The organism is Coprococcus sp. AF16-22, from assembly GCF_003461545.1.
In the GTDB taxonomy this organism is placed as follows: Bacteria; Bacillota; Clostridia; order Lachnospirales; family Lachnospiraceae; genus Coprococcus; species Coprococcus aceti.
This window is the reverse complement of the sequence record NZ_QTXH01000031.1, coordinates 275-529: the sequence shown is the minus strand read 5'-3', so window position 1 is coordinate 529 and position 255 is coordinate 275. Positions and strand designations below refer to the sequence as shown.

Here is a 255-nt window from a genome sequence, read left to right as displayed (position 1 = left end):
GAGCCTTTTGCCATCCATTCAAAGAAAGCAATTTTGCTGACCTTGATAAGCCTACCCCTGCGGAACGCCGGAAAGCCGGGTGTGTGTACTAGCTCATAGGCGCTCGCTCTTGAAATTCCCATAATCCGCTGAATGTCCGCTACATCCAGAACCAGCGGTAAATCCTCATAGCTGTTCAATCTCTTTTTATCGTTCATTCTGTTCCTCCCATAAATCAAATAGGTTAAAATGCTTCCTGTTGCCGTTCTCCCCAAA

Annotated in this window: 1 protein-coding gene; it reads right to left on the bottom strand. The window is 46.3% G+C overall.

Translation table 11 applies throughout. The features are described 5' to 3' along the window. A partial coding sequence (locus tag DWW60_RS13350; RefSeq protein ID WP_147341866.1) for a helix-turn-helix domain-containing protein occupies positions 1–197 on the bottom strand: 197 nt, incomplete at its 3' end. Positions 198–255: the final 58 nt, after the last annotated feature.